This is a genomic window from Actinomycetospora straminea (genome assembly GCF_028737255.1).
Lineage (GTDB): Bacteria > Actinomycetota > Actinomycetes > Mycobacteriales > Pseudonocardiaceae > Actinomycetospora > Actinomycetospora straminea.
Genome location: NZ_JAQZAN010000028.1, coordinates 41,783 through 62,119, shown reverse-complemented (window position 1 = coordinate 62,119; position 20,337 = coordinate 41,783). Strand labels below are relative to the sequence as shown.

The window sequence follows — 20,337 nt, the reverse complement described above, 5'->3', positions numbered from 1 at the left end:
GGCGCGGCGGGTCACCGGGAAGATGGCGGGCATGTCCTACGTCGACGACGCCCTGGCCGCCCTCACCGCGCGGGACGCCCACCCCGCCGAGGTCGAGGCCTTCCGCCGCCGCCTCGAGCAGCTCGCCAAGCCCGAGAGCGCGGTGATGCCGGGCGACGAGCTCGCGCCCGTGGACGACCTGCCGACCCTCGACGGCCTGCCCGAGCCCGACGACGCCGCGGCCCGGGACGCGCTCGACCGCCTCGCGGTGATCAAGCTCAACGGCGGCCTGGGGACGAGCATGGGGCTCGACGAGCCGAAGTCGCTGCTGGAGATCAAGCCCGGCACGAGCTTCCTCGACGCCGTCGCGCGCCAGACGCTCGCGCTGCGCGAGACCCACGGCGCGCGGCTGCCGCTGCTGCTCATGGACTCCGAGGGCACCCGCGAGCCCTCGCTCGCGGCGCTGCGCCGCCACCCCGGCCTGGAGGACGACGAGCTGCCCCTGGACTTCCTGCAGGGCGCCGAACCGAAGCTGCGCGCCGACGACTGGCGCCCCGTGTCGTGGCCCGCCGACCCGCGCCTGGAGTGGTGCCCGCCGGGCCACGGCGACCTGTACACGGCGCTGGCCGCGTCGGGCGCGCTCGAGGCGCTGCTCGCGGCCGGGGTGCGCTGGTGCTTCGTGTCGAACTCGGACAACCTCGGCGCGATCCCGGACGTGCGGATCGCCGCGTGGATGGCCGCCGAGGAGGTGCCCTTCGCGCTCGAGGTGGCGCGCCGGACGCCGATGGACCGCAAGGGCGGGCACCTCGCCTCCCACCCTGCTCGCGGGGGGTCGCTGGTGCTGCGCGAGACCGCCCAGGTCCCCGAGGGCGACGACTCCTTCCAGGACATCGAGCGCTTCGGCTACTTCAACACCAACAACCTGTGGTTCGACCTCGAGCACCTGCGCGCCCTGCAGGAGGCCGACCCCGCGGCGCCGTACCTGCCACTGATCGTCAACAGGAAAACCGTCGACCCCACCGACACGTCCTCGACGCCGGTGCTGCAGCTCGAGACGGCGATGGGCGCGGCGATCGGGTCGGTCGAGGGCGCGCGGGCGCTGGAGGTGCCGCGGACCCGGTTCGCGCCGGTCAAGACCACCGACGACCTGCTCGTCGCCCGCTCCGACCTCTACGACCTGACCGAGGACGGGCGCATGGTGCCGACGTGGTCGGGCGGTTTCGACAGAGCGCCCGTGGTGAAGCTCGGCGGGGAGTTCAAGCTGCTCGGCGACTTCGAGCGCCGCTTCGCCGGCGGCGCGCCGTCGCTGGCGCGCGCCACCGCGCTGACCGTGGAGGGCGACGTCACCTTCGGGGCGGACGTCACCGTCGAGGGCGACGTGACGGTCGAGGGCCCGCGGCACGTGGACGACGGCGAGACGCTGCGCGGGTGACCCGCCCCTCACGCACGAAGGCCGAGCTGCGCCGCGAGCTGCTGGCGGCCCGCCGGGCGCGGACGGGCGAGCAGCGCCGCGCCGACGCCGCCCGGCTCGCCGCGGGGCTGCCGGCGGTGGTCGAGGGCGTCGCGGACCCCGTCTGCCTCTTCGTCGCCGTCGGCGGGGAGCCGGGCGCGACGCCCGAGGGCGGGCTGCCCGTGCTCGACGCGGCCCGCGCACTCGGACGCCGGGTCCTGCTGCCCGTGACGGTCGGCGCGGCGCCGCTGGACTGGGCGGAGTTCACCGGCGCCGAGTCGCTCGGACCCGGCCCGCACGGCCTGCTCGAGCCGACCGGCCCCCGGCGGGGCCCCGACGCCGTCGCCGAGGCGGGGCTCGTCGTCGTCCCGGCCCTGGCCGTCGACGGCCGCGGCGTGCGCCTGGGTCGCGGCGGCGGGCACTACGACCGCACCCTCCCCCACGCCGGCCCGGACACGCGGCTCGTGGCGCTCGTGGCCGACGACGGGCTGCTCGCCGAGGACCTGCCCGCCGAGCCCCACGACGTGCCCGTCCACGCCGTCTGGCGCCCGTCGTCCGGGGTGACCTGGTTGCCAGCCTGGCGGCCACGCTGACACTGAACGCCAGGAAAGCCGCCACCTCGCCTCGTGCGACGAGCCCCGCCGGGCGGAACAGCCGTGACGCTGTCGGCGTTGGCACTCTCATGGCGCGAGTGCCATCTACACTGCGCGCGGACATCACGACCCCCGTCGCGGGGGCGGACGACACCCAGGAGTGCACGTGCCGACCTATCCCTACGCCTGCACCGCCTGCGACCACCGCTTCGAGCAGGTGCAGGCGTTCTCCGACCCGTCGCTGACCGAGTGCCCGGTGTGTGGTGGCCGGCTGCGCAAGGTGTTCTCGTCGGTGGGGATCGTGTTCAAGGGCAGCGGTTTCTACCGCAACGACGCCCGCGCGGGGTCCGGCTCGTCGGAGAAGTCCTCGTCGTCGGAGACGTCGTCGGAGAAGTCGACGGCCGACGCGTCCTCGGGTGCGTCGACGAGCTCGGGTGACTCGGCCGGCAAGAGCTCGTCGGACGCGGGTTCCTCGAGCACGTCCACGACGTCGCCGAGCGCGGCCAAGTCCGCCTGACGCTCGGCACGAGGGTGGAGGGGTGGTCCGGGACGCCGACCCCGAGTCGGCGTCCCGGACCTGCCCGACACCCACCCGCTCCCCAGCGGCCGGTGTCGAGTGCCTCGCACACTGATTGACGGCTCGGTGGCCCTGAAGGTTGCGACATCCGGCGCAGATCACCCTGACGGGTGACAGATGGCGGGTTTCGGGACCCGTCAGAGGGGTCGACGCCGCGCACCGGTGGCGTTGCGTGCGGAGCCCGAGGTGTCCCGCGGGCCGCCCTCCTGCGCCGCGAGCAGCGGCGAGCGCGACAGCAGGAACACCCCGACGACCATGAGCGCGGCGCCGGCCAGCCCGCCCAGGAGCGCCGCGCCGCCGTTGATCTCCTCGCCCAGCAGGCCGATGCCCCAGATCGACGAGAGCAGCGGGTTGCCGAGGATGAGGCCCGGCTGCGACGCCAGCAGCCGCCCGGCCCGCAGCGCGTGCTGGAGGACCAGGAACGCCGCCGGCGCGACGGGGATCAGCAGGTAGCTCTGCCAGGTCGTCAGGACGCCGACGCCGCCGTCACGGATGAGCGCCTCGGACATCGCCTTGACGATGACGGCCACGAACCCGGACCCGATGCCCGCCGCGATCCCGTACCAGGCGGCCCGTCCCACCGGCCGCGAGCGCTTGGCGATCGAGCTCGTCAGCCCGAGCAGCCCGAGCGTCACGAGCGTGCCGAGGATCCAGACGAGCGTCCCCGCGCCCAGGGCGTCGCCGCCGCTGGGCTGGAGCGTGACGAGCAGGACGACGAGCCCGATCGACATGATCGCGACGGCGATCCACTCCCGGCGTCGCAGCGCCCCGCCGAGCACGAGCCAGCCCAGCAGCAGGGTGAACGGCAGCTCCATGACCAGCACCGGCTGCACCAGCGCGATCGACCCGATGCTCAGCGCCGTGGCCTGCAACGCGACCGCGACCGCGAAGATCGCGGTGCCGACCAGCCACGCGGGGCGCTGGACCATGTCGCGCAGGGTGCCGGCGCTGATGCCCCGGGACCGGGCGCTGTCCTGCGCGGCCTTGCGCTGCAGGACCAGGGCCGTCGCGTTCGCGATGGTGGCGAGCAGCACGAGCACGACGGCCATGCCTGCGCCCGCCCTCTTCCCGCTCTCGGTGACGTCTCGCGGTGACCTTGCGGTGACCCCTTCGGCCGCAAACTACCGGGCTGCCCGGCGGCGTCGCCGCGCCGGGCCGGGCGCACGGCCCGGTCGCGCTGCGCCGGACGCCGTCCCCATCGGCCGTTCGCGTCCACGGCCGGACGGGTGACCGCTGGGTCCCGACGAGCGGGCCGACCTAGCGTCGGCGACGTGCGAGAACGCGACGGGTCACTGCCCGAGGGGCAGGGCCGCCGGGGCCGACGGGGCCGACCGGGCCGACCGGGCCGCCGGTGGCGACTGCCGCCGCCCGGGTGGCGGCGGGCGGTGGCGCTGCGGCGCGCGGCGGCCGGGCTCCTCGCGGTGCTGGCCCTGGGTCTGCTCGCCGCGCCCCGGGTGGCGCCGGCGGGGACGCCCGTGCTCGTCGCCGCGCGCGACCTGGCGCCGGGCGTCGCCCTCGGCCCCGCCGACGTGGCGGTGCGGACGCTGCCGCCCGAGCTCGTGCCGGCCGGGGCGCTGGCGGAGCCGGGGGCGGTCGCGGGCCGTTAGGTCGTGGGCGGGGTGCGGGCCGGGGAGGCGCTGACCGACGTGCGGCTGCTGGGCCCGGTCGCAGCCGTCGTGGCCGCGGGGGTGCCGGACGCCGCGGGGGTGCCCGTGCGGCTCGCCGACGCGGGGGTGGCCGCCCTGCTCACGCCGGGGACGCGCGTCGACCTCGTGGCGGCGGGGGCGGCGGACGGGGTGGTGTCCGAGCCGGTGGGGGGCACCGACGGCGCCGACCCGCCCGCGTACGCCGAGCCGGCCGTCCTCGCGCCGGGGGCGGTGGTGCTCGCGGTGCTGCCCGCGCCGGAGCGCACGGCGGGCGCGGCGCCGGTGGTGGTCGTCGCGCTGCCCGGCGAGCTCGCGGCGCGGGTGGCCACGGTGTCCTTGCGCGAGGAGGTCACGGTGACGCTGCGGTGAGCGCGCCGGAGGACGAGCGCCTCAGGGGCGGTCGTGGTGCGGGGGCCGCTCGGCCTCGTACCTCCGACGGTCCTCGTCCTCGCCCCCGCTCGGGGTGCTCGTGCCCGGCTCCCGCTCGTCCGACGACGCCACCGGGTCGTCCCCGAAGATCGCGGCACGCCGGGCCGCCCGGCGCCGCGCCTCGTCCCCTGCCGCGGCGTCGTCCGGGGGGCCCGGCGCGGGGCTCAGTGCTCCTCCAGCCCCGACAGCTCGGCGATCACGTGGGAGATCATCGGGGTCAGGGTCGCCATGCCGTCACGCACGGCCGCGCGCGACGAGGCGAGGTTGACCACCAGCGTGCTGCCCGAGACGCCGACGAGCCCGCGGGACAGGCCCGCGTCGACCGCGCCGGCAGCGAGCCCGGAGGCACGGATCGCCTCGGCGATGCCGGGGATCGGCCGGTCGAGCACCCCGGCGGTGGCGTCGGCGGTGACCGCGCGGGGGGACACGCCGGTGCCGCCGACGGTGACGACGAGGTCGACGCCGCCGATGACGGCGGTGTTGAGCGCGTTGCGGATCGCGACCGACTCGCCGGGCACGACGATCGTGCCGTCCACCACGAGGTTCGCCTCGCCGAGCAGCTCGGTCACCAGCGGCCCGATGGTGTCCGAGCTCTCGCCGCGGCTGACCCGGTCGTCGACCACGACGACGAGGGCCCGTCCCAGCATCTCGCCGCCGACCAGCGGCTGGTTCTCCATGGTCACCAATTTAGTCGGGAGCCCCGGGAGGCCACGCAGCGGAGGAGCGTCCCCCGGCAGCCGGCTCACCGCCCGCCGATGACGCGGCTGCCCAGCGTCACCGTCACCTGGCGCGTGCCGCCCGGGGCCTGGAGCGAGAGCGTCACGGTCTGGCCCGGCGCCCGCGACTGGATGGCCGCGACGAACGCGTTCGCGTCCTCGATGACCCGGTTGTCGACGCCGACCACGACGTCGCCGGCGACGATGCCCGCGGTCGCGGCGGGTCCGCCCGGCTGCACGTCGGCCATCGCCGCGCCGCGCGGGGCGGCGTCGGCCACCCCGACGCCGATGACGGCCTGGGTCGCCTGGCCGGTGTCGACGAGCTCGGTGGCGAGGCGGCGGGCCTGGTTGATCGGGATCGCGAAGCCGAGGCCGATGGAGCCGGCCTCCTGGCCCGCGCTGCCGGTGACGCTGGCGATGGCGGTGTTGACGCCGATCACGCGGCCCTGGCCGTCGACCAGCGGCCCGCCGGAGTTGCCCGGGTTGATCGCGGCGTCGGTCTGGATGGCGTCGAGGACGCTGCTCTGCCCCGCGCCGGAGCCGCCGGCCTCGACCGGGCGCTGGAGCGCGCTGACGATGCCGGTGGTCACGGTGCCGGAGAGCCCGAGCGGCGAGCCGACGGCGACGACGGTCTGCCCCTGCACGAGGTCGTCGGAGTTGCCGAGGCTCGCCGCGCGCAGCCCGCCGACCCCCGTGGCGCGCACGACGGCGATGTCGGCCGCCGGCGCCGTGCCGACGATCTGGACCGGGGCGGCGCGGCCGTCGGAGAAGATCGCTTCGAGTCCACCGCCCTGGCCCGCCTGCAGCACGTGGTTGTTGGTCATGATCAGCCCGTCGGCGGAGAGCACGATGCCCGAGCCCTCGCCCGCCGCGCCGCGGATCTGCACGGCGCTGGGCAGCACGTTCGCGGCGATCTCCTCGATCGACCCGGGCGCCGGCGCCCGCGCACCGCCCCCGGGGGCGGGCTCGTCGAGCGCGGTGCCCTGCGACGAGCTCGACGACCCGCCGCCGCCGATCCCACCGAGCACCACCGCTGAGAGCGCGCCGCCGATCAGGCCCGCGACCAGCGCGAGGGCGACGAGCGCGGCCGTGCCGGGGCGCCTGGACGACCCGCCGCCCGCGCCACCGCCGCCGTACCCGCCCTGCCCCGGGGTGGGCGATCCTCCCCAGCCCCCGCCGGCGTCGCGGGGCCAGCCGCCGGGCGGCGTCGCCGGACCCGCCCCGCTGCTCCCCCAGCCGTAGCCGCCGGCGGCCTGGGGCGCACCGCCCGGCCCGACCGCCGGCGCCTCGCGGGTCTGGGGCGCCGTCGCCGGGTAGGACGGCATCGTGCCGAAGGCCGCCGTCGGGCCCGCGGACGGCGCCGACCCCGACCCGGGCGAGACCCCGCCCGGACCCGACGACGCCGGCGTGCCGCCGAGCCCGGGACCCGAGCCCTGCCCGTACCCCGTCGCCGGCCCGTACTCGGTGCCCGACCCGTAGCCGGGCGCCGATCCGGTGCCCTGCCCGATCTCGGCCGTCGCACCCGGGCCCGGCCCGTACCCCGGCCCCTGGCCGTACCCCGACGACGGCCCCGGGCCCGGCCCGTACCCCGCGCCCTGCCCCGAGCTCTGCCCCGGGCCCGCGCCCTGCCCCGGGCCCGCGGCCCCCGGCCCCGCCGGCACGCCGGCCGCAGGGGTGGGCGCGCTGTAGGGCGTCGCGCCCTCGGCCGCGCCGGCGCGGCCGGTCGGCGCCGTGTCGTACTCGCGCCCCGTGCCCTCGGCCCAGCGGACACCGCCGGGACCGGACGGGGACGAGCCCGACGTCCCCGACGAGCCCGACGTCCCCGACGACCCCGCCGAGGCCGACGCCGGGTCCGCGGGCGTGTCGGATCCCGCCCGGCCGGTGCCGTCCGGGACGGAGGACGCGGCGTCGTTCTCGCTCATGTCCCAACCCTCTCGCATCGCCCCTGGCGGCGCGTCGCCCGGCGCCCGTGCCCACCGGGGCGCGGACGGGGGAAGCTGGAGGGGTGGAACGTCCCGTCACCGGCCCGTCGAACGCCGGTTCGCCGGTCGCCGACGACCGTCCCCCGGCGGACCCGCACGACCGGGCGGAGATCCCGGCCAGCACGTCGGCTCGCACGCCGGCCACGGCCACGCCCACCCCGAGCCCTGCCCCGAGCACCGCCCCGAGCACCACCCCGAGCACCGCCCCGAGCACCACCCCGAGCACCGCCCCGACCGACCGGGACGACGACGGCACCGACGACCCACCGCCCGGGCTGGTGCGCCACATCCTCCAGGGCATCCCGCTGCGCCGTCGGGTCGGCATCCTCGTCTCGGTCGGCGGCGGGCTGCTCGTCGCGCTCATCGCGATCGCGGTGTTCTTCACCGCCCAGCGGGCGCTCTACGACCAGCTCGACGAGAGCCTCGTCCAGCGCGCCACGGTCGCCGCGTCGGGCGACCTCGCCGACCCCGCGATCCTGCTGCGCGTCTCGTCCGACGCCCTGGCCGCGGGCGAGGTGCGGGTCGCGATCGTGACCTCCGGCGGCGAGTTCGTCACCCTGCGCGGCAGCAGCCCGCCGCTCGGCGCCGCCGAGGTGTCCGCGGCGCGCCAGGACCCGCCGACGTCGGTGCGCACGGGGGTCGTCGACGGCGAGGTCTACCGCGTGGTCGCGGTGTACGCCGGCGAGGGGCGGGCGCTGGTGCTCGCCCAGGAGCTCGAGCCGACCCGGCGCACGCTCTCGAAGCTCGCCGTCGTCCTGCTCGTCGCGGGCGCGTCGGGCGTGCTGCTCGCCGCCCTGACCGGCGTCGCGATCGCCCGTGCCGGCCTGCGCCCGGTCGAGCGGCTGATCTCGGCGACCGAGCGGGTGGCGCGCACCGGCGACCTGCGGCCGATCCCGGTCACCGGCGGCGACGAGATCGCCCGCCTGACCAGCAGCTTCAACGCGATGCTCGCCGCGCTGGCGTCGTCGATCGAGCGACAACGACGGCTCGTCGCCGACGCGGGGCACGAGCTGCGCACGCCGCTGACCTCGCTGCGCACCAACCTCGAGCTGCTCATGGCCTCCGATCGCGCCTCCGACCGCCCCGGCGCGCCCACCCTCTCCGCGCAGGACCGCGAGGAGCTCCAGGCCGACCTGCGCGCGCAGGTCGACGAGCTGGCGAACCTCATCGGCGACGTCGTCGAGCTCGCGCGCGACGACCCGCCCGAGGTCGCCGCCGAGCCCCTCGACCTCGCCGACGTCGTCGAACGCGCCCTCGACCGGGCCCGGCGCCGCGGCACCGCCGAGAACGTGACGTTCGACGTCGACCTCGCCTCCTGCGAGGTCACCGGCGACGCGAACGCCCTGGAGCGGGCCGCGCTGAACCTCCTCGACAACGCCGCGAAGTGGAGCCCCCCGGGCGGCACGGTGCGCGTGACCCTGCGGCCCGGCGTGGCGCCGGAGCGGCCCGGCACCGCGGTGCTGGAGGTGGCCGACAGCGGGCCCGGGATCGCCGACGAGGAGCTCGACCTCGTCTTCGAGCGCTTCTACCGCTCGCTCGACGCGCGGACGATGAGCGGGTCGGGGCTCGGCCTGTCGATCGTCGCCCAGGTCGCCGACCGCCACCACGGCGGCGTCTCGGCCCACCGGGCCCCGGAGGGCGGCGCGCTCCTGCGCTTCTGGATGCCCCGCCGCTGACGTTCCACAGATCGCTCACGGAGCGTCACCCGGTCTGTACGTATCCCTGTGACCCGGCTTACGGTCGGGCTTGGATACAAGCACGCCGAGAGGGAGACCCGTGAGCAGACTGCGCTTCGGCACGTTCCTGGCCCCGTTCCACCGCGCCGGGGAGAACCCGACCCTCGCCCTGCAGCGCGACCTCGAACTGATCGAGCACCTCGATGCGCTGGGCGTCGACGAGGCCTGGATCGGCGAGCACCACTCGGCGGGCAGCGAGATCATCGCGTCGCCGGAGATCTTCATCGCGGCGGCGGCCGAGCGGACCCGGCGGATCAAGCTCGGCACCGGCGTGACCTCGGCGAGCTACCACAACCCGCTCTGGGTGGCCGACCGCATGGTCATGCTCGACCACCTCACCCGCGGCCGCTCGATGCTCGGCGTCGGGCCCGGCTCGCTGCCCAGCGACTCGTCGATGATCGGCCTGAACCCGACCGACACCCGCGAACTGCTCGACGTCAACCTCGACATCATCATGCGGCTGCTGCGCGGCGAGGTGGTCACCGAGCAGACCAGGACCCACAACCTCATCGAGGCCCAGCTGCAGCTGCGGCCCTACACCGAGCCGTGCTTCGACATCGCGGTCGCGGCCGTCGCGTCGCCCACCGGGCCGCGCATGGCGGGCCGGCACGGGGTGGGCCTGCTCTCGATCGGCGCGACGCTGACCCAGGACGGGTTCGACGCGCTCGCCCACCACTGGAACGTCGTGGAGGAGCGCGCCCAGCACTTCGGGCAGCCGACCCCCGATCGCGAGAAGTGGCGCCTGGTCGGGCTCATGCACATCGCGGAGACCAAGGAGCAGGCCTACCGCGACGTCGAGTACGGGATCGAGTCCTGGTTCCGCTACTTCCAGAAGACCGCGGCGTTCCCGCAGATGGCGGTCGAGGGCGGCGACGTCAAGGAGATGATCGACTTCATCAACGAGGCCGGCATCGGGGCGATCGGGACGCCGGAGGACGCGCGGGCCCAGGTCAGGCGCCTCGCCGACCAGTCCGGCGGCTTCGGCGCGATGCTGCTGCTCGGGCACGAGTGGGCCAACCCGGCGGCGACGAAGCGCTCGTGGGAGCTCCTCGCCCAGGAGGTCATGCCCCACTTCCAGGGCGCGACGTGGGGCGGGCGCACCCACGCCGAGTCCACCCAGGCCGCCAAGGAGCGCGCGGGCCTGCGGCGCGACGAGTTCGCGGCCACGCAGCTCGAGGCCGTCGACCACATGACCAAGAAGTACGCCGACGAGGTGGCCGCGAAGGGCTGACCCGTCGTGCGTGATCTTCTGAGCGATGGCTCAGGAGATCACGCACGACCAGCTCACGGCGGCGTCTCCCGCAGCACGTAGCCGACGCCGCGGACCGTGTGGATGAGGCGCGCCTCGCCCTCGGCCTCGGTCTTGCGGCGCAGGTAGCCGACGTAGACCTCGAGGGCGTTGCCGGTGGTCGGGAAGTCGTAGCCCCAGACGTCCTCGAGGATGCGGCTGCGGGTCAGCACACGGCGCGGGTTGGCCATGAACAGCTCGAGCAGCGAGAACTCCGTACGCGTCAGGCTGATGGGGCGCTCGCCGCGGCGGACCTCCCGCGTCACGGGGTCGAGGGAGAGGTCGGCGAAGCGCAGCGGCTCGGGGTCGGGCGTGCCCGCCTCCTCGGGGGTGGTGCGGCGCAGCAGGGCGCGCAGCCGCGCCAGCAGCTCCTCGAGCGCGAAGGGCTTGGCGAGGTAGTCGTCGGCGCCCGCGTCGAGCCCGGCGACCCGGTCGGACACCGCCTCGCGCGCGGTGAGCACCAGCACGGGGATGTCGTCGCCCGCGTTGCGCAGCCGCCGGCACACCTCGAGCCCGTCGACCCGTGGCATCATCACGTCGAGGACGAGGGCGTCGGGGCGCTGGCCCGCGATGGCGTCGAGCGCCTGCTGCCCGTCCGCGGCGAGCTCGACCTGGTAGCCGTTGAACGCCAGCGAGCGGCGCAGGGAGTCGCGCACCGCCCGGTCGTCGTCCGCGACGAGGATCCGCATGGCGACAGTGTGGGGCCGCGGCCTGAGATCGTCCTGAGACGACGGGGCACGCCCGGGATGTCCGATATGAGATCGACACCCACGACACGCAACCGCGCAGGGTCCCCCGGCGTCTCGGTCGGGGAGGATGTCGGGGCAGGATCTCCCCGGATCGGGACAAGGGGGACGGCGTGGCGAGGACGCAGTGCAGCCGGCGCGACCGCGTGGGGCGGGGTGCCGGGCCCGGACGGGCGACGATGGGCCCGCTCGTGGTGCTGCTCGCGGTGGTGGCCCTGCTGGCCGGCTGCGCGGGCACGGTCGCGCCCCCGCCGCCCGTGCCGCCGGTGGCCCTGACCGCCTCGATCGCCCCGGGCGCGGTCGACGTCGCGCCCGCCGAGCCCCTCGTCGTGTCCGCCGCGGGTGGTCGCCTGACCTCGGTCACCGTGACGCCCACCGGCGCAGCCCCGGTGCAGGGCACCCTCGACCCGTCGGGCACCCGCTGGACGAGCCCGCAGCTCGCCTACGGCACGGAGTACCGCGTGTCGGCCGCGGGCGTCGACGGGCAGGGCCGCCCGGGCGCCCCGCTCGAGCAGACCTTCCGCACGGTCGCCCCCGAGGAGACCCTCGAGATCGCGAGCATCCGGCCCACCGACGGGCAGACCGTGGGCGTCGCGATGCCCGTCTCGATCACCTTCGAGACGCCGGTCACCGACCGGGCCGCGGTGGAGCGCCGCGTGTCGGTGCAGACCTCGGTGCCCACCGAGGGCTCGTTCCGGTGGATGTCCGACGAGCAGCTCAACTGGCGCCCGAAGGAGTACTGGCGCCCCGGCACGCAGGTCACCGTGGCCGCGCGCCTGCACGGCGTCGACAGCGGCGGGGGCGTCTGGGGCGAGGAGGACCGGTCGTTCTCGTTCACCGTCGGCCGCGACCAGCGCGCCCGCGGGGACGTCAACCAGCACACGCTGGTGCTCTACCAGGACGGCCAGGAGCTGCGCAGCCTCCCGGCGTCGTACGGCCGCGACATCTACCCGACGCAGTACGGCATCCACGTCGCATTCGAGAAGCACGAGATCAAGCGGATGCGCTCGGACACGTGGGGCGGGCCCGCCGAGGGCCAGCCCGGGTTCTACGACCAGAACCTGCCGCTTGCCGTGCGCATCTCCAACAACGGCGAGTTCGTGCACGTCAACCCGGACTCGGTGAGCGCGCAGGGCCGGCGCAACGTCTCGCACGGCTGCGTGAACCTCTCGCCCGCCAACGGCGAGTTCTTCTACAACTGGGTGCAGATGGGCGACCCGGTGGAGATCGTCGGCTCGAGCCGCCCGCTGACCACCCGCGACGGCGACATCGCGGACTGGACGATCCCGTGGGACGAGTACCGGCGGGGCTCGGCGCTCGCGTCAGCCTGACGCGAGCGGCCCCTCGCTCGTCATCCGGACCCGCGCGAGGCGCCCGTCGGCGTCGTGGTGGAGGCGGTCGACGCACACCGAGCGACGTCGACTGCCCCCGCCCGGCAGCCCGCCGTTGTGGTAGAAGAACCACCACTGTCCCCCGAACGCCACGGGACACGGGCGGTTGGTCGCGCAGTTGCCCGCGAGCTCGTTGACGATCCCCTCGACCGTCCACGGGCCGTCGGGCCGGCGGCTGCGGGCCCAGGCGACGCGCTGCGGGTAGCCGTGGCCGTAGCAGAGGTAGAACCAGCCCTCTCGCTCGTGGACGTGCACGCCCTCCTCGAAGTCGGGCAGGTCGATCTCGGTGACGGGGCCGGCCAGGGCGGTCATGGTGTCGTCGAGCGGCGCGGAGAAGCAGCGGTGCTTGCCCCATCACAGCCGGGCCTGCCCGTCGTGGACGTGCACCCACGGGTCGTTGGTGTGGTCCGGCCCGTCGGGGACCCGGCCGTCGGGGATGTCGTCGGTGACCAGCGCCTGCCCGAGCGCGTCGCGGAACGGACCGGTGGGGTGATCGGCGACGGCCACCCCGATCGCCCCGCCCGGCACCGTCGCGTGGTTGGTCGCGACGTACCACCAGAAGCGGCCGTGCCGCTCGACGACGCAACCCGCCTTCGCCCCGTCACGGGCCCACGCGAAGTCCTCGACGCGCAGCAGCGGGCCGTGCGGGGTCCACGTCCGCAGGTCGGTCGACGAGAAGCACAGCCAGTCGCGCATGACGTAGCGCGCCGCGTCCTCCGGCGCCTCGTCGTGCCCGGTGTAGAGGTAGGCGACCCCGTCGTGGACGAGGACCGCCGGGTCGGACGTGTCGACCGACCGGATGATCGGGTTGCCGTCGGGGACCGGTGACTCGCCCATGCCGGCGCACGCTACGACCGGGCCCCGACAGCGTCGGGCCTCAGAACTCCACGCGGGCGAGGCCCAGCACCTCGGCGCGCCAGTCGGCGTAGGCCTTGCCGATCGCCTGGCGGTCGCCGCCCTGCTCGGTCGCGCCGCCGTCCCCGCCCGGCGCGCCCCCGGACAGCGCCGCGGCGATGTCGGCGCCGCTCCAGCCCGGGCCCGCGGTGCGCACCCGCAGGTGGCCGGGCGCCCGCTCGGCACGCAGGGCGTGGGCGAGCACCCGCATCAGGGCGGTGCGCGCCTCCTGGTCGTCCGGGGCGTCCGTGTCGACGTTGGTCTGCCCGCCGACGAGGATCACGGTCGCCGAGTCCGACAGCACGGGCAGCACGGTCTCCGCCGCGCGGAAGCGGGACAGCAGGCCCTCGGAGAGGAACTGCTCGACGCGCGACACGAGGCTGCCGCTCCGCGGCGTCATGGCCACCGGCAGCTGCACGTAGGCGTCGAAGGTCGTCCCGCGCACCGCCTCGCCGAGGCGGTCGAGGGTGTCGACCACCGTGGTCTCTGCCCCCGTCGCGCGGATGGCCTCGGCCACCTCCGCCAGTCGCTCGCCGCCACCGGTCACCAACACCGTCGTCATGGCGCGTGACCCTAATCGGGCGCGACCGGGTCCGGCAGGAGTGATCGGTCGAGTCGCGGGTCACCTCTCCGGTCCCCGGCCCTCTCCGGAGGTCGACGACCTCGAGGGTCCCGCCGCGAGCACACAGCGTCGCCGATGCTCTCCGCTCCATGGGGCTCGGTCACCCTGATCCGCCTCCGACCGGCCTGCGGCAGTTACTCGTTCCGGACGGGTCAGCCGTCGCGCACTCTCGGGGCTCGTGCTCCCTTCGGCGCACGGAGGAAAACATTCGGTCGCGATCCGACATCGACCCGTCGACGAGATCGTTGTCGCTCCCCGTGTCACGGGAGAGGTGGAGGCCGAATAGAACGATTCCAATCTGCCGTCATGGTGTTGACCCGGATATTCGGCCTCGCCACTCTGGCGAAGCATCTGCAAAGGGGCGGCGTGACCGGGGCATCTGAATTGATCGGCGACGTCGCCGACGCACAGAAGGGGGACATCCCGTGATCCGTAGAATGATCTTCGCTGTTCTCGCGACGGTGGCCCTGGTGTTCAGCGGGATGGGTGTGGCGAACGCCGCCCCGCTGCCGGACAACTGCACCAGGGACCAGGGGACGGTCACGTGCACGACCTTCGAGGGTCCGGGGAACAACCAGGCCGGGGTGGGCACCACGACCAGCACCGAGACCCAGGGGAACACCAGGAACAAGAGCCCGGAGGAGCAGCAGGACCTGGAGGACACGAGCTCCTGCAACCCGGAATCCTCACAGGGCCGCCCCTGCAACCCGTGACCGACGTCTGATCGACGAGCCGGGCGGTCGCCCCGGGCCTCCGCCCGGCTCGTCGTGTTCGTCGCGCGTGGCCGATCCGGACGACCCCCCCTTCCCTTTTTTCCGGTCCGCGTCCCCGATAGGACGTACACCGCGACCGGATATCTACTTCGTCATCGGAGCACGATCGACGACGAATCCGGATTCACCGTCGATTCGACGACGGGTTGGCCATCTCCGCCCGTCGCGGACCGGTGATCGAGTAAATTCCTCACCTTTCCGATGAATACAGCTCCACCACGCGCGCCGCCGCCTCGGCCATCTCCACCCGCAGGCTCGCGGGCTCGAGCACCTCGACCGCGTCGCCGTAGCCGAGCAGGCCCGCCCGCGCGGCCAGGACCGACCGGAACGGGGCGACGAGGACCTCCCGGCCGTCGGAGGCGGTGCCCTCCTGGCGCCACGGGCCCGCGAGCACGGCGAGGGCGACGCGGCGCAGGGTCGGCGCCCACGCCGGGTCGGCAAGCACCCGGACCCAGACCTCCTCGGTGGGTTCCTGCAGGCGGTCGCGCAGCTCGGCCCACACCTCGGCGAGGTCGCGGTCGTCGGGACGGCGGGCGGGGGTGCCGGTGCGGGCGACGTCGCGGACCCGGCTGACCCGGTACATCTTCGGCCGCCCCCGGTGCGCGGCGACGAGGTACCAGGTGCCGCCCTTGCTGACCAGGCCGTACGGGTCGACGGTGCGCCAGGTGGCGACGGCGGCGTCGCCCGTCGCGTAGTGCAGGCGGACGCGCTCGTCGGCGACCAGCGCGGCGTCGAGCGCGGGCAGGGCCGGCAGGTCCTCGGGCTCGTGCCGCCAGCCCTGGTGCTCGACGAGCAGGCGCCGCCGGGCCCGGTCGACACCCTCGCGGCGCGCGGCGGGCAGCGCCGCCACCAGCTTGCGCGTCGCGGAGGCCAGCGCCGGGCCGAGCGCGCCGTCCGACGACCCGAGCGCGACGAGCGCGCGCAGCTCGTCGTCGGTCATCCCGGTGACGTCGGTGCGGTAGCCCTCGAGCAGCGCCACCCCGCCGCGGCGCCCCCGCTCGCAGTACACCGGCACGCCGGCCGAGGAGAGGGCGTCGACGTCGCGGCGCACGGTGCGCGTGGAGACCTCGAGGCGCCGCGCGATCTCCGGCGCGGGCAGCCGGCCGTGGGTCTGCAGGAGCAGCAACGTCGCGAGCAGACGGTCCGAGCGCACGCCGTCGAGGATGTCAGGAAAACAGGACGTCACGTGTCCGGTATCGGGGCGCACGATCCTCCGCACACCCCGACGCCAGGAGGCACCCGATGACCGCTCCCGACCCCCGTCCCCTGCTGCGCACCGCCCTCGACCAGGTCGGCGCGCTCGTCGCCGACACCCCCGCCGACACCCCCGCCGACGCCCTCGACCGCCCGACGCCGTGCACCGACTGGGACGTCCGGGCCCTGCTCGGCCACCTCGTCGGCGTGCACCGCCGCGTCGCGCACGTCGGCGCCGGCGGGCACTTCGCCGACGTCGACGCCGTGCCCGCGGTCGCGGCCGGCACGCACGCCGCCGAGATCGCCACCGCGCGCGCCGACATCGACCGTGTGTGGTTCCTCGACGACGCCGTCCTCGACCGCGTGCTGACGGTGCCGTGGGGCACCATGCCCGGCCGGTTCGTCGGCTTCGGCTACGTCCAGGAGCTCACCGTCCACGCGTGGGACCTCGCCGTCGCCACGGGCCGCACCGCCGGCCTCGACCCGGCCCTCGCCGAGGCCGTCGAGGAGACCGCCCACCGGGTGCTGCCCGCCGAGCCCCGCGGCGGCCCGATCCCCTTCGACCCGCCCGTCCCCACCGCGCCCGACGCCGACCCGTACACCCGCCTCGTCGGCTGGCTTGGCCGGGACCCGGCGTTCGCCACGGACGGGAGCCTCGCCGAACGGTGACGTCGCCGACCCCCGCCCGCCGTTCCGGACACGTACTATCTGGGGCGGGAGCGACGGGCGGGGCCCGGGGGACCGTCGACCCGGCAGTCCTCACGTGCCCGGGCCGGCACCGAGGGGCGAGGTGGGCCGGTGACGGCGAGGTCGGCACCCGCAGAGAACGGGCACGACGGGACCGAGCGCGAGTCCCGCGGCGCCGCCCGGCAGCGCGTGAGCCTCGCGCCGCCCGCGGACCTCGTCGCCGCCCCGGGCTACGGCGCGCGCCGCCTCTACCAGGCCTACCTCGCCGCGTGGAACCGCCACGTCGACGGCGTGCTCACCGGCCCCCAGTTCGCCGTGCTCTCGGCGATCCGCGCCTACCCCGACGCCGACCAGACCGCGCTGGCCGGGGCGGTCGCGCTCGACACCTCGACGATGGCCGACGTCTGCCGGCGCATGGAGCGCCGCGGTCTCATCACGCGGACGGCCTCGCCGCACGACGCGCGGGCGAAGGTCCTGACGCTCACCGACGACGGCGCCGCCGCGCTCGCGGAGACGTTCCGCCGCGCCCGCGCGCTCGACGACGCCCTGCTCGCGGGCTGCCCGCCGGAGCAGCGTCCGCACCTCGCGTCGCTGTTCAACGACCTGGGCGCGCACTGGGAGCAGGTCGCGGAGCGCACCGAGCTCTGACCTCCCCGACGGGCTCGCCGACGGGATCTCCAGGGACCCGTCGATCTGTTACGGCCACGTCTCGGGACCCGCCAGGGTATTGCGTCCCCGGATAGTACGTGCTCGGATTGAACGCAGCCGGACGCGAGCACCACATCGGAGGAACGGCACCATGGCGAGCCAGTCGTTCGAGGTCACCATCGTCGGCGGGGGTCTGGGCGGGCTCTGCGCGGCGCTCTCGCTGCGCCAGCGCGGCCTGCGGGTCACCGTCGTCGAGGCCGCCCCGGAGCTCGGCGAGATCGGGGCCGGCATCCAGACCGCCCCGAACGCGAGCCGCATCCTCATCGGGCTCGGGCTGCGCGCCCAGCTCGAGGCGATCCGCACCCAGCCCGAGGACCAGGTCCGGCGCCGCTGGGCCGACGGCAGCATCATCGCGCAGCTGCCGCTGGGTCAGCGGGTGATCGACCAGTACGGCGCCCCGTACTGGCACTACCACCGCGCCGACCTGCACCGGGTCCTGCTCGACGCCTGCGTCGACCCCGACGTGCCCGGGCCGGCCGTCCAGCTCGCGACCGGTGCCAAGGTCGTCGAGCTCGACCGCACCGACCCGCTGCGCCCCGTCGCGGTCGCCGAGGACGGCCGCCGCTTCGCCGGCGACGTCCTCGTCGGTGCCGACGGCATCCGCTCGGCCGTCCGTGACCTCGCCGGCTTCGAGGACACCCTCGTCTTCTCCGGCGAGATGGCCTACCGCGCGCTGATCCCCGGCGAGCTGATCGCCGCCGACCCGGCGACGCGCTTCCTCGTGGACCGCTACCACTCGACGATCTGGTACGGCCCGGACAAGCACCTCGTGCACTACGTCATCCGCGGCGGGCAGTACCTCAACGTCGTCGCGATCGTGCCGTGCTCGGAGACCATCGCCGACGACTGGAGCGAGCCCGCGACCCCCGAGCGGCTGGCCGCGGACTTCGGCGACTGGGACGACCGCGTGCCCGCGATGCTGTCGAAGGCCAAGCCCGAGGACGTCTCGCTCTGGGCGATGTACCGCCGGCGGCGCGACCCCGTGTGGGTCGACGGCCGGGTCGCCCTGCTCGGCGACGCGTGCCACGCCATGCTCCCCTACCAGGCCCAGGGCGCCTCGCAGTCGATGGAGGACGCCGCGGTGCTCGCCGAGGAGCTCGGTCGGGTGACGCGCGAGGGCATCGACGGCGCGCTCGTGCGCTACGTCGACCGGCGGGCCAAGCACGCCGGGATGGTGCAGGACGCGTCGCTGCAGAACATGGCCTTCTACCACCTGCCCGACGGCCCCGAGCAGCGCGAGCGCGACGAGAAGCTGCGCCGGTTCGACGGGGAATCCGACGTCTCCTACGACTGGTTGTGGCACGGCAGCCCGCTGCAGGACCACGACACCGAGTCCATCCACTACCAGTTCGCCCGCTGACGCGCGGACCGACCGAACCCCCCACCCCCTCCGCGACGGGAGCGAACGCAGATGCGCACCGGAGACCAGATCGTCCAGGACCTGCCCTGGCGCTGGGGCGTCCAAGGCAAGATCTTCCTCATCGGCGGCCTCGGCTACATGTTCGACGCCTGGGACGTCGCCCTCAACGGGTTCCTCACCCCGCTGGTCGGCACCGAGTTCGGGCTGACGCCGGGGCAGAAGGGCCTGGTCGCGACGGCCAACCTCATCGGCATGGCGGTCGGCGCCGTCGCCTGGGGCACGGTGGCCGACCGCATCGGGCGCAAGAAGGCCTTCAGCATCACCTTGCTGGTCTTCGCCCTGTTCTCGGTGCTCGGCGCGCTCTCGCCGAACATCGAGATGTTCCTGCTGCTGCGCTTCCTCGCCGGTGTCGGCCTCGGCGGCTGCATCCCGGTCGACTACGCGATCGTCAGCGAGTTCTCGCCGAAGAAGCAGCGCGGCCGGGTGCTCGCCGCCATGGACGGCTGGTGGCCGATCGGCGCCACGCTCGCCGGCGTCTCGGCGACGCTGCTCGTGCCCGTCGACGGCAACTGGCGCTGGATGCTCGTGCTGATGATCCTGCCGGCGCTGCTGCTGTTCTGGGTGCGCCGCGGGGTGCCGGAGTCGCCGCTCTACCTGTCGCGCATGGGCCGCGAGGACGAGGCCCGCGCCGTCATCGACGACATGGTGGCCCGCACCGGTGCGACCCCCGAGCCCTACGCCATCCCCGAGCCCGTCGCCGAGGACAAGCGGGGCGGCGCCTGGGCCGCCGCGGTCGACCAGCTGCGCCGCGTCTGGGCGTTCAACCCGCGCATCACCGCTGTCGCGTGGTCGCTGTTCATCGCCGTCATGCTCGTCTACTACGCCGCCCTGAGCTGGATGCCCTCGATCCTGCGCGCCGAGGGCTTCGGCGAGATCGCCGCGTTCGCGTCCACGACGCTGATGAACGCGCTCGGCATCGTCGGTGTCGCGCTCTCGGTGCTCGTGGTCGACCGCTGGGGCCGCAAGAAGGTCATCGCGCTGGCGGGCCCGATCGCCGCCGCCACGCTCGTCGCGTTCTCGCTGCTGCTCGGCACGCCGACCCTCGCGGTCGTCGCCATCGGCGCGTTCGGGCTGTTCGCGCTGGTGGTCATCCCGGTCATGTACGCCTACGTCTCGGAGCTCTACCCCACCGAGCTGCGCGCCTCGGGCTTCGGCTGGGCGTCGTCGTCGAGCCGCGCGGTCACCGGCTTCGCCCCGCTGCTGTTCGGCAGCGTGCTCTGGCCGGTGCTCGGCCTGCCGCTGACGTTCACGCTGCTCGGGGTGCTCGTCCTCGCCGCGGTGGTCTTCATGTGGGTCGGCGCGCCGGAGACCGCGGGCCGCGAGCTCGACCGGATCACCACCGACGTGCCCGGCGCCCCGCTCGACGCGAACACCCCGACCGACACCGAGCGCACCCGCGCCTGAGGTCGTCCCGAGCGACGGGCCCCCTCGCTCGCCCCGGCGGGCGAGGGGCGCCCGTCGCCGGATTCCGCACCAGCCAGCCGGCCGCTCTCGAGAGGAGGCGCC

General features: G+C 75.1%; 19 protein-coding genes and 1 pseudogene. 13 read left to right on the top strand and 7 right to left on the bottom strand.

Annotated elements, in window-relative coordinates:
* Positions 1-31 precede the first annotated feature (31 nt).
* From PH190_RS27705 to PH190_RS27695, 3 genes are all read left to right on the top strand, one after another.
* Positions 32-1,411: a UTP--glucose-1-phosphate uridylyltransferase gene (locus PH190_RS27705; RefSeq protein WP_274234763.1), complete on the top strand. Its 1,380-nt coding sequence runs from the start codon at positions 32-34 to the stop codon at positions 1,409-1,411.
* Positions 1,408-2,022 (top strand): 5-formyltetrahydrofolate cyclo-ligase, encoded by a 615-nt coding sequence (locus tag PH190_RS27700; RefSeq protein ID WP_274234762.1) that lies wholly within the window; start codon positions 1,408-1,410, stop codon positions 2,020-2,022. Before PH190_RS27705 ends, PH190_RS27700 begins: the two co-directional genes overlap by 4 nt.
* 166 nt (positions 2,023-2,188) lie before the next feature.
* Positions 2,189-2,539, top strand: a complete 351-nt coding sequence (locus tag PH190_RS27695; RefSeq protein ID WP_274234761.1) for an FmdB family zinc ribbon protein — start codon at positions 2,189-2,191, stop codon at positions 2,537-2,539.
* A 197-nt stretch (positions 2,540-2,736) separates the two neighbouring features.
* Here the strand turns inward: PH190_RS27695 and PH190_RS27690 are convergent, their stop codons facing one another.
* Positions 2,737-3,648, bottom strand: a complete 912-nt coding sequence (locus tag PH190_RS27690) for a DMT family transporter (protein WP_274234760.1) — start codon at positions 3,646-3,648, stop codon at positions 2,737-2,739.
* Positions 3,649-3,984: 336 nt separating this feature from the next.
* Between PH190_RS27690 and PH190_RS27685 the strand changes: the two genes are divergently transcribed.
* Both PH190_RS27685 and PH190_RS27680 read left to right on the top strand, forming a co-directional pair.
* Positions 3,985-4,206, top strand: a complete 222-nt coding sequence (locus PH190_RS27685; protein ID WP_274234759.1) for an SAF domain-containing protein — start codon at positions 3,985-3,987, stop codon at positions 4,204-4,206.
* A 3-nt stretch (positions 4,207-4,209) separates the two neighbouring features.
* Positions 4,210-4,614, top strand: a complete 405-nt coding sequence (locus tag PH190_RS27680) for a hypothetical protein (RefSeq protein ID WP_274234758.1) — start codon at positions 4,210-4,212, stop codon at positions 4,612-4,614.
* A gap of 224 nt (positions 4,615-4,838) precedes the next feature.
* Here PH190_RS27680 and PH190_RS27675 read toward each other — a convergent pair whose 3' ends face one another.
* Both PH190_RS27675 and PH190_RS27670 read right to left on the bottom strand, forming a co-directional pair.
* The gene (locus tag PH190_RS27675; RefSeq protein WP_274234757.1) at positions 4,839-5,351 is read right to left on the bottom strand and encodes a MogA/MoaB family molybdenum cofactor biosynthesis protein; all 513 of its coding nucleotides are present in this window, start codon (positions 5,349-5,351) and stop codon (positions 4,839-4,841) included.
* A gap of 65 nt (positions 5,352-5,416) precedes the next feature.
* Positions 5,417-7,312 (bottom strand): S1C family serine protease, encoded by a 1,896-nt coding sequence (locus PH190_RS27670; RefSeq protein WP_274234756.1) that lies wholly within the window; start codon positions 7,310-7,312, stop codon positions 5,417-5,419.
* Between the two features lie 83 nt (positions 7,313-7,395).
* Between PH190_RS27670 and PH190_RS27665 the strand changes: the two genes are divergently transcribed.
* The gene (locus tag PH190_RS27665; RefSeq protein WP_337993864.1) at positions 7,396-9,048 is read left to right on the top strand and encodes a sensor histidine kinase; all 1,653 of its coding nucleotides are present in this window, start codon (positions 7,396-7,398) and stop codon (positions 9,046-9,048) included.
* 100 nt (positions 9,049-9,148) lie between these two features.
* A complete protein-coding gene (locus PH190_RS27660) occupies positions 9,149-10,339 on the top strand; it encodes an LLM class flavin-dependent oxidoreductase (protein ID WP_274234755.1) in 1,191 nt (396 codons plus the stop codon).
* Between the two features lie 53 nt (positions 10,340-10,392).
* On the opposite strand, the gene PH190_RS27655 is transcribed toward PH190_RS27660, so the two are convergent.
* Positions 10,393-11,085 carry a response regulator transcription factor gene (locus PH190_RS27655; RefSeq protein ID WP_274234754.1) on the bottom strand — a complete coding sequence of 231 codons (693 nt, stop codon included), beginning with the start codon at positions 11,083-11,085 and terminating at the stop codon, positions 10,393-10,395.
* Between the two features lie 170 nt (positions 11,086-11,255).
* Between PH190_RS27655 and PH190_RS27650 the strand changes: the two genes are divergently transcribed.
* Entirely contained in the window at positions 11,256-12,473 is a 1,218-nt protein-coding gene (locus tag PH190_RS27650; RefSeq protein ID WP_274234753.1) for a L,D-transpeptidase, read from the top strand.
* Here the strand turns inward: PH190_RS27650 and PH190_RS27645 are convergent.
* A pseudogene (locus PH190_RS27645) lies at positions 12,465-13,370 on the bottom strand (family 43 glycosylhydrolase). The gene PH190_RS27650 and the pseudogene PH190_RS27645 sit on opposite strands and share 9 nt — an antisense overlap.
* Positions 13,371-13,410: 40 nt before the next feature.
* On the bottom strand, positions 13,411-13,989 hold the full coding sequence (locus PH190_RS27640; protein ID WP_274234752.1) for a hypothetical protein: 579 nt from the start codon (positions 13,987-13,989) through the stop codon (positions 13,411-13,413).
* A 497-nt stretch (positions 13,990-14,486) separates the two neighbouring features.
* On the opposite strand from PH190_RS27640, the gene PH190_RS27635 reads away from it, so the two are divergent.
* Complete coding sequence (locus PH190_RS27635) at positions 14,487-14,762, top strand: hypothetical protein (protein ID WP_274234751.1); 276 nt, start codon at positions 14,487-14,489, stop codon at positions 14,760-14,762.
* Positions 14,763-15,012: 250 nt separating this feature from the next.
* Here the strand turns inward: PH190_RS27635 and PH190_RS27630 are convergent, their stop codons facing one another.
* Positions 15,013-15,975, bottom strand: coding sequence for a helix-turn-helix transcriptional regulator (locus PH190_RS27630; RefSeq protein ID WP_274234750.1), 963 nt, complete (start codon positions 15,973-15,975; stop codon positions 15,013-15,015).
* Between the two features lie 89 nt (positions 15,976-16,064).
* On the opposite strand from PH190_RS27630, the gene PH190_RS27625 reads away from it, so the two are divergent.
* The 4 genes from PH190_RS27625 (at position 16,065) to PH190_RS27610 (ending at position 20,235) form a co-directional block, all read left to right on the top strand.
* The gene (locus tag PH190_RS27625; protein ID WP_274234749.1) at positions 16,065-16,685 is read left to right on the top strand and encodes a TIGR03086 family metal-binding protein; all 621 of its coding nucleotides are present in this window, start codon (positions 16,065-16,067) and stop codon (positions 16,683-16,685) included.
* A gap of 207 nt (positions 16,686-16,892) precedes the next feature.
* Complete coding sequence (locus PH190_RS27620) at positions 16,893-17,351, top strand: MarR family winged helix-turn-helix transcriptional regulator (RefSeq protein WP_274234770.1); 459 nt, start codon at positions 16,893-16,895, stop codon at positions 17,349-17,351.
* Positions 17,352-17,502: 151 nt separating this feature from the next.
* Positions 17,503-18,771 carry an FAD-dependent monooxygenase gene (locus tag PH190_RS27615; RefSeq protein ID WP_274234748.1) on the top strand — a complete coding sequence of 423 codons (1,269 nt, stop codon included), beginning with the start codon at positions 17,503-17,505 and terminating at the stop codon, positions 18,769-18,771.
* A 51-nt stretch (positions 18,772-18,822) separates the two neighbouring features.
* Positions 18,823-20,235, top strand: coding sequence for an MFS transporter (locus PH190_RS27610; protein ID WP_274234747.1), 1,413 nt, complete (start codon positions 18,823-18,825; stop codon positions 20,233-20,235).
* Positions 20,236-20,337 lie beyond the last annotated feature (102 nt).